A 7,249-nucleotide genomic window follows, 5' to 3' on the forward strand; every position below is an offset into this window, starting at 1 on the left:
TATACACGGTTTGGGACACAGAAACTCAAACCGATCGCGTCCTGAAAGTATTGCTCGAAACTGCCCCGAAAGCGCTGAAACTGTTCGAGCAAGAAGCTTGGGTTTTGGCATTTTTGCGGCATCCCGGTGTCCCGATAGTCGAGCCGGACGGTTATTTTCATGTCAAAACCCAAAATTTTTCAGGCGTGGATAGAAATGTCACAGCGAGGCACTTGCCTTGTTTGGTCATGGAAAAAATTCACGGCAAAACTTTAGAAGCAGTTCTCGAAGAACACTCTCAGGGGTGTCCGCAGGGATGGGTGTTTAGTTGGCTGAGTCAAGCTGTGGATATTTTAGAGGAATTGCACAGGTGTCAGATTATTCACCGCGACATTAAACCCTCAAATTTGATGCTGCGAGACCCGCAATCGCCACAAACCTTGCTGAATAAGGGTTTGGGTGGATTGCAATTGGTGGCGATCGACTTTGGGGGAGTTAAACAGATGGGCGGTGGCGCATCGGTGGGGAAAGATTCTGGGAGCTCGACGCGCTTGATTTCGCCCGGATACAGCCCGCCGGAACAAATTGTGGGCGGCGGTGTGGTGCCGGCGACGGATTTTTATGCTTTGGGGCGGACTTGCATTCATTTGCTGACGGGGAAGTATCCCGCTGAAATTGAAGATCCGATGACGGGTGAGTTGCGGTGGCGACATATTGTGTCTGTGAGTCCGGCTTTTGGGAATTTGTTGGATGATATGGTGCGATCGAATCTGCAGCAGCGTCCGGCTTCGGCTGCTGAGCTTAAAAGGCGTTTGCAGGAGATTTATGCTAGGAGTAAGGGCAAAATTGCGTTAGCGAAGCCCTCGAAGAGGATCGCCCCGATCGGTCAAACTATTGTAGAATTCTCGCGGCAAGCAGTAGTGGCGGCGGCGCAAAAAACCGCAAGTTTGACGGTTGTGCTGTTCGGGGCGATCGCCCAAATCGTGGTAGCTTCTCTCGATACCGGCTGGGAAATGGTGCTCGGCGGGGTTGGCGGATGTGCGGGGGCGATCGGCGGTTTGGTTTTGGGCTATGCTTCGCCTGTGGGCCAGGAAGTTGCCAGTTTTCTAAATGAAGGTTTGCACCAATTAATTCCTGACATGACTTTCGCTGTCGGGCCCGAAGTGCTGCTGTTTGCCTTTGCCGGTTGGGGAACTGCGATCGGTTTGACGGATGCGGGGAGTTTTCGCCAACAAAAACAGTATTGGCTGTCGGGATTGATGGGAGGTCAAGCCTATTTATTGGCGGGTTTGTGCTGGATGGAAGCAACAACTTCTAGCGGCGTGCAGGGGATTATTTTGGGGGCTTTTGCGATCGCCTCTATGACCGTGGGAATGGGTTTGCGGAGCCATCAATTAGTTCACGCTTTAGTGGTGGCTGTTTGTTCTACGGGAATGTTTTTGTTTTTGAATGCTTTTAACATTTTTCCTGGGGCTTTTTTGAGAATTTTGTCGCTGTCGTCTGAGGCTAATTTCTGGCTGCAAGTTTGGGGTTCTGTTGTGTTTTTTGGTTTGTTGGGAAGTGCGATCGGGCTTTGTTTGGGAGTGAGTCATTATTTAGTTGTGCCCGTGCTCAGGTGGTTGGGCTGGCGGTAATTAAACCTCTCCAATATTTTTTTTAAGTTCGATCTGTTATATCAATTCCGGTTGCACTCAAACATGATTGTTGACTGTTGACTGTTGACTGTTGACTGTTGACTGCTGACTGCTGACTGTTGACTGTTTGCTCGTTACCAGGCTCTGCCTGGTAATGCAGATCGGGAGGCTCTGCCTCCTTCGATCTAGCAACTTATATCGTTTCCGGTTGCATCGGAATGATTTAACCGCAGAGAACACAGAGTACACAGAGTCCGAGAATATATATCTGAATCATTCCGATGAAGAGAGGATTTGATATTACAGGAGAGAAGACTGTAGGAGGTGTTTAAGTTATATCAATTCCGGTTGCACTCCTGGTGCTGTTAACTGTTAACTGTTAACGGTTAACAGTCAACAGTCAACAGTCAACAGTGAATTTACTATTCCGATGAAGAGAGGATTTGATATTATTAAGTTTTCGATCCTAAACACCTGTCATAGTTTTAGTGGAATTTATTTCGGTTAATTCTGCCAAGGAATGCGATCGCACTGCGCGAAACATCCCAAAACGACAAAGCCCCACACCAAATGCTAACCGCATTAGTAAAAGTGTCGGTACTTCTCGCAGAGACTTGATAAAACCTGATACACCAAAACGTACTAATCCGACCGGTCTAACTATACCTTGCCAGATAGAATCTATCCAAGAAGGAAGGGTTTCTTGCGTCCAATCTGCGGTGGTCACAGTGCCCTCCACAAACCCCGTTTCTTCTAAAAGTTCTGAAAAGCCCTCGATGCTTGAGAAAGCCGGATGCGACCACTGATCCAGCAGTTGTCGCATTACGGGTTTCTCCCAAAAATTGAGAGGGATTTGGCGCGAATCTCTTTGATTCCAGTCAGCCACAACCAGCAGGCCACCGGGTTTGATTACTCTCATCAACTCTTTGGCGAAAACAGCTTTATCTGGCATATGAGGCCCAGCTTCGATCGACCAAACCACATCAAAACTCGCATCGGGAAACGAAAGCGCCATAGCATCATCCACCCGAAACTGCAGATCGAGTTCTGGGGGAGTTAATTCTTGAGCGCGTTTAACTTGCTGCGGGCTGATAGTAATTCCCGTCACAGCAAACTTATAATCCTGGGCGAGAATGCGGCTGCTACCGCCAATTCCACAGCCCACATCTAAAACAGTAGTACCAGCAGGTAATTTATCTAAGCCGCCCCAGCGCACCATTTCATGCACAAAATCGGATTTTGCTGTGAGGAAATCTTTCCGTTGCGGCGGCGAACCGTAATGGCCTAAGTGGATGTGTTCGCCCCAGTAAAATTCTAAAATCCCGTCTTCTGTCCACTCGTCGTAGGAGTTGGCCACAGAGTCGGATGATTGATAGCGCCTCGCCGTGATTAAATAGATCGCAAGGGCGATCGCCAGCAGTCCAAACAAAAGTCCAAATACCACAAATAAATTCATTTTTTCCTTTTTTCTTTTTTCTTGAGAGCAGAATGTCTGCTAAAATCGCCTATCGAAGTCTGGGGATTGAATTATTAGAGTTGAATTGCCCAAGTCCTGGCGATCGAATTATTGTGAGATTGGCTGCCTCGCCTGTCCCAGCTATTTTGGCAATTCAACTCTTCTATAGCAATCCTAAATCATTTTCAATAATTGGTTAAGAGGCTAAGAGCCTAGGAATCGATGTCACTCTTGAAGAGCCTCGCCTGCGAAAAAGCCTCGCCTGCGAAAATGGAGGCAGAGCCTCGCCTATCTGCATTACCAGGCAGAGCCTGGTAACGAGTAGACGAGTAGAACGAGTAAATCACTTAGGATTGCTATATGATACAGCGTCTTCCAGGTTTGTGAATTACACCCCAGAAATCGGTTTTTTTTGCAGTTCGATAAGCTGTCAACTGATTGTTCCGCAAACCCGGTTTATCAGTTGCTTCACCTACAGGGAATATGTTTTATAATACCCAATTAGGGTAACATATTCTCTTGACGAACCGCGAAGACGCAGTACGCGAAGAGAAGAGGAAAGAGAAGAGTCAGAAGATACAGGGGATGGCAAACTCGGATTTAATCTAACTTGCCATTCAATTTTCTCCCGCTATTTGCAACCAAATCGCAGCATTTAGGTAGTGACAAAGTACCCAAATGTATTAGCAGATTTCAAGATGCTACGTTAATCAATTGAGTTTCTGCTTTTTGGTGAAAGGATTCTATTGATTGCAGGGAATCAGATTCAGCATCCCAAACAATGAATTTGAAACATTTAGGAATGTCGCGCAAAGTCAGGGTTTTTGAATTTGCAAGCAGGTGAATGTTTGCTCGATGACAAGCCCGAAGATTGTAGTTAGGTATTCGCTCGGAGAGATGATGAATATTGTGGCAACCAATATCAGCAGAAAACCAATTGAGAATACTTGGTAATTTTAGGTAGCTGCTTCCTTCTATTGCGCCTAAAAGATAGTCCCATCCCTCTGTTTTATGAGCGTAAGAACCCTCAAAGTTGTGCTGCACGAAGAAAATACAGATAAAGATTGCTGCCGAACAAGTCATGACAATTGAGTATACACTCCAGAAAAAGCCAACCCCCAGTAAATTGCTCAGATAAACCCAGCTAGCAACAACACAAATATTGTTGAATAGTAAATCCCAAAACTCAGCCTTTGTATACCAATGTTTGGATTTGTAAGAAGCAATGATTGCCGATAAACTCATGCCATGATTTTGTTTGAGACAAGCAAATATATGTCTGCTAAAATCATAAATTCCCAATAATAGCGTGAGTCTCGGTTTGATAATCAAGTAAAAAAAGCCACCGGGAAACAGCATTAACGGGTGTCTCAGCAACTGATAGATTTTTTGGCTAGATGGATTTAGTGCCGCAAATTCTTCTGTGGAAATCAACGCCGAAGGGCCTCGATACATATCCCAGTTACCATTGTGTTTGTGATGGTAAGCGTGTCCCCTCGACCAGGGATACTGAGGAATTGCATTGATGATACCTAGCATAAAACCAACAAGGCGATTGACTTTTTTGGCACTAAAAAGAGAGTAGTGTCCGCAATCGTGCATTAAGGAGAAACACCGTCCCGAAAAAAGTGTCATTAACACTATTATTGGCGGCAGAAGCCATACAGAAATAGCAGCAGCTTTAAATGCTACAAACCATAAAAGTATATAGGGAATGACTGTATTGAGTATTTGCCAAGTTGCTGTGAAATTGTTGCTTTTCATGTAAAGATTTAGCACAAAATCTGATTTGGCGATCGCATTTTTCATTCAGGATGTCTGTTTTGTGTGGATAATTGCTTGGCTTAACATCGGGATGCGGCTATTTTTGTATTGTTTTGCAGCCCTAAATTTGGTGAACTGCGGTTGAAATTAAGCTTGTTTTTGACAACTGATGATTTGGTGATGCTAGCGACAGGCTACCGCGAAAAAGTTAGCGATTTGTGGCATACTGCCTAGTATTCACAGTCACGAATAAATTCTTATTTCACTGACAATCTCTCAGGAATCAATGAAATCTAATCAATATCGTTCTCAGTCAATAGATCGTTTTTGACCCCGCTCAAAAACGGATGCGGTGTCGCGTACTTCTGTCGCGGAGATCCCCAAATTTTAGAATAAATTTTAAGTTCCCAGATTCCAAGCTGCAACTAAATTTTCAATGCGAAAATCTACTGATAATAATGCTGAATTAACCATCATCTATGCCTCGTAGACGAAAAAGAACAGGTTGGCGATCGGCGGGTCTTCTGACTGAGAGATTCTCTAATCTCATCACAGTTGCGGGACAGCAGCGGATTTGCACCGGATTTTCCCCGTTTCTGCCAACGGTGGTTTTTTGTTGGCACCGATTTTTGCACGTCTATGAGGTTATCACAATTTTGGCTTGTTGGCATAAAAAATTGTAAAACCTGTCAGCAACCTCACAAATAGCTGTACTGGAACGCATTACTTTGATTGGGTGGTGGCACTGGCGATCGCCTCACCAATCAAAACGGCCATAGTAGTTTAAGCTGATTAAAAATTAGGCTGAGAAATCCGATGCTCTCCAAGAATAACGGCAAAAAGTTACTTTTATTAGCAGCGTTTTCAGTCTCGCGATTTATCCGCAGGTTGCTGAGCGCGATCGGGCTATTTTTCAGTCTCTGGGTCATCCTACCAGCACCGACGCTGTTCCTGTACCCTTTGGCGGTGGGTTCGCCGGAAATCAGTCCTTGGTTGGTCGCTATAAATACGATCGCCCTTCTGCTAAACCTGCTGGGACGACCTAACGGCAAAGCTTACATTATTTTACTGATTTGTAACCTGTGCGCCTTAATTTTGAGCCTGCTCCCCTTGATGCAGTTCCCCGCCGCCAGTGCAGCGATAGCTACCCAAATGCAAGCAGTTCTTGGGAGAAACTATTTAGCAACCGTTCCTAGTGCCGATCGCGCGCAGATGCGTTCTCAACCCTTTATCCTAGCAGATTCTTTCCGGGGAATTCCGGTTAGAGACGTGAGGAGCGATCGGGCTATTGTATTTGCTAACCCTGACGGAGTTTCGCTGAAATTAAACCTTTACCGGCCGATGCAAATTGGCAAATATCCGGCGATAATCACGGTTTACGGAGGAGCTTGGCAAAGAGGCAATCCCGATGACAATGAAGAATTCAGCCGCTACATGGCCGCGCGAGGTTATTGTGTTGTGGCAATTGATTACCGCCACGCTCCCAAATATCAGTTTCCGGCTCAGCTTGAAGACGTGCAGGCCGCACTTTCCTATATCAAAAATCGTGCCGCTGATTGGGAAATCGATCTCGATCGAATTGCCCTGATGGGAAGGTCAGCCGGTGCTCATTTAGCAATGCTAACTGCTTACGATTCGAGCGTACTTCCTGTTAGAGCAGTAGTGAACTATTACGGGCCAAACGACCTGATCCGGGGATACAACGACCCACCTTTTCCTGATGCTATAAACGTTCGAGCCGTCTTGCGCGCCTTTCTGGGAGGAACGCCAGAGCAACTCAAGGAACTTTACCGCAGGGCTTCTCCGATAAATTATATTAAACCAAATCTGCCCCCTTCTCTGCTGGTTTATGCAGGGCGCGACCATATCGTTCAAGCTAAGTTTGGGCGATCGCTCTACGAAAGATTGCGCGCCACGGGCGATGGGGCTATTTTGCTCGAAATTCCTTGGGCAGAACACGCCTTTGATACAATTTTTAACGGCCCTAGCAATCAATTAGCTTTGTATTGCACAGAACGTTTTTTGGCTTGGGCTTTGAAATCTTCCGACTACGAATTCATCCCGCTTCCCAGAACTAATGCAGCTCGATAAATTAAAAGGTTTCATATCCTGTCCCATCGATTAACCGATCTAATACCAATTTCAAAAAATAATGCAACAGTATTCTTGTCCCCCCCCTTAGCAAGGGGGGGCTAGGGGGGGTCGGAGAGTATTGCATGATTTTAGAGAAATGGTATAACAAAGGTTCATAGTACGGAATGCGAGTCCGCTCATTTGTTGCGGACACTGACTGACGCACGCGCGATCCAATTGATCGATCGGTCAATCTGTTAGAGAGTCGATGGCAGGGTGTCCCCCACCATCTCTCCTACAAAACCGGGAAGAGCGACTTTCACCGCACACGGCTCCTGAGTGA

General features: G+C 46.0%; 5 protein-coding genes and 1 riboswitch. Of the genes, 2 read left to right on the top strand and 3 right to left on the bottom strand.

What is annotated here, in order from left to right; translation table 11 throughout:
- Window positions 1-1,613 (top strand): serine/threonine protein kinase (locus tag WBA89_RS02280; RefSeq protein WP_424403692.1); only part of this gene is annotated, 1,613 nt, incomplete at its 5' end.
- A 57-nt stretch (window positions 1,614-1,670) separates the two neighbouring features.
- On the opposite strand, the gene WBA89_RS02285 is transcribed toward WBA89_RS02280, so the two are convergent.
- From WBA89_RS02285 to WBA89_RS02295, 3 genes are all read right to left on the bottom strand, one after another.
- Complete coding sequence (locus tag WBA89_RS02285) at window positions 1,671-1,805, bottom strand: hypothetical protein (protein ID WP_424403694.1); 135 nt, start codon at window positions 1,803-1,805, stop codon at window positions 1,671-1,673.
- Between the two features lie 274 nt (window positions 1,806-2,079).
- The gene (locus WBA89_RS02290) at window positions 2,080-3,069 is read right to left on the bottom strand and encodes a methyltransferase domain-containing protein (protein ID WP_424403696.1); all 990 of its coding nucleotides are present in this window, start codon (window positions 3,067-3,069) and stop codon (window positions 2,080-2,082) included.
- A 693-nt stretch (window positions 3,070-3,762) separates the two neighbouring features.
- A complete protein-coding gene (locus tag WBA89_RS02295) occupies window positions 3,763-4,878 on the bottom strand; it encodes a fatty acid desaturase (RefSeq protein ID WP_424403698.1) in 1,116 nt (371 codons plus the stop codon).
- A gap of 452 nt (window positions 4,879-5,330) precedes the next feature.
- Window positions 5,331-5,475, bottom strand: a riboswitch (cobalamin riboswitch).
- Between the two features lie 174 nt (window positions 5,476-5,649).
- On the opposite strand from WBA89_RS02295, the gene WBA89_RS02300 reads away from it, so the two are divergent.
- Window positions 5,650-6,924, top strand: a complete 1,275-nt coding sequence (locus tag WBA89_RS02300) for an alpha/beta hydrolase fold domain-containing protein (RefSeq protein WP_424403700.1) — start codon at window positions 5,650-5,652, stop codon at window positions 6,922-6,924.
- The last annotated feature ends 325 nt before the right edge of the window (window positions 6,925-7,249 follow it).

The organism is Microcoleus sp. (assembly GCF_049646505.1).
In the GTDB taxonomy this organism is placed as follows: domain Bacteria; phylum Cyanobacteriota; class Cyanobacteriia; order Cyanobacteriales; family Microcoleaceae; genus Microcoleus.

Bases quoted from the DNA above. Each gene is read 5' to 3' on its own strand.
- WBA89_RS02290 (WP_424403696.1), bottom strand. From the start codon at position 3,069: ATGAATTTATTTGTGGTATTTGGACTTTTGTTTGGACTGCTGGCGATC.
- WBA89_RS02295 (WP_424403698.1), bottom strand. From the start codon at position 4,878: ATGAAAAATGCGATCGCCAAATCAGATTTTGTGCTAAATCTTTACATG.
- WBA89_RS02300 (WP_424403700.1), top strand. From the start codon at position 5,650: ATGCTCTCCAAGAATAACGGCAAAAAGTTACTTTTATTAGCAGCGTTT.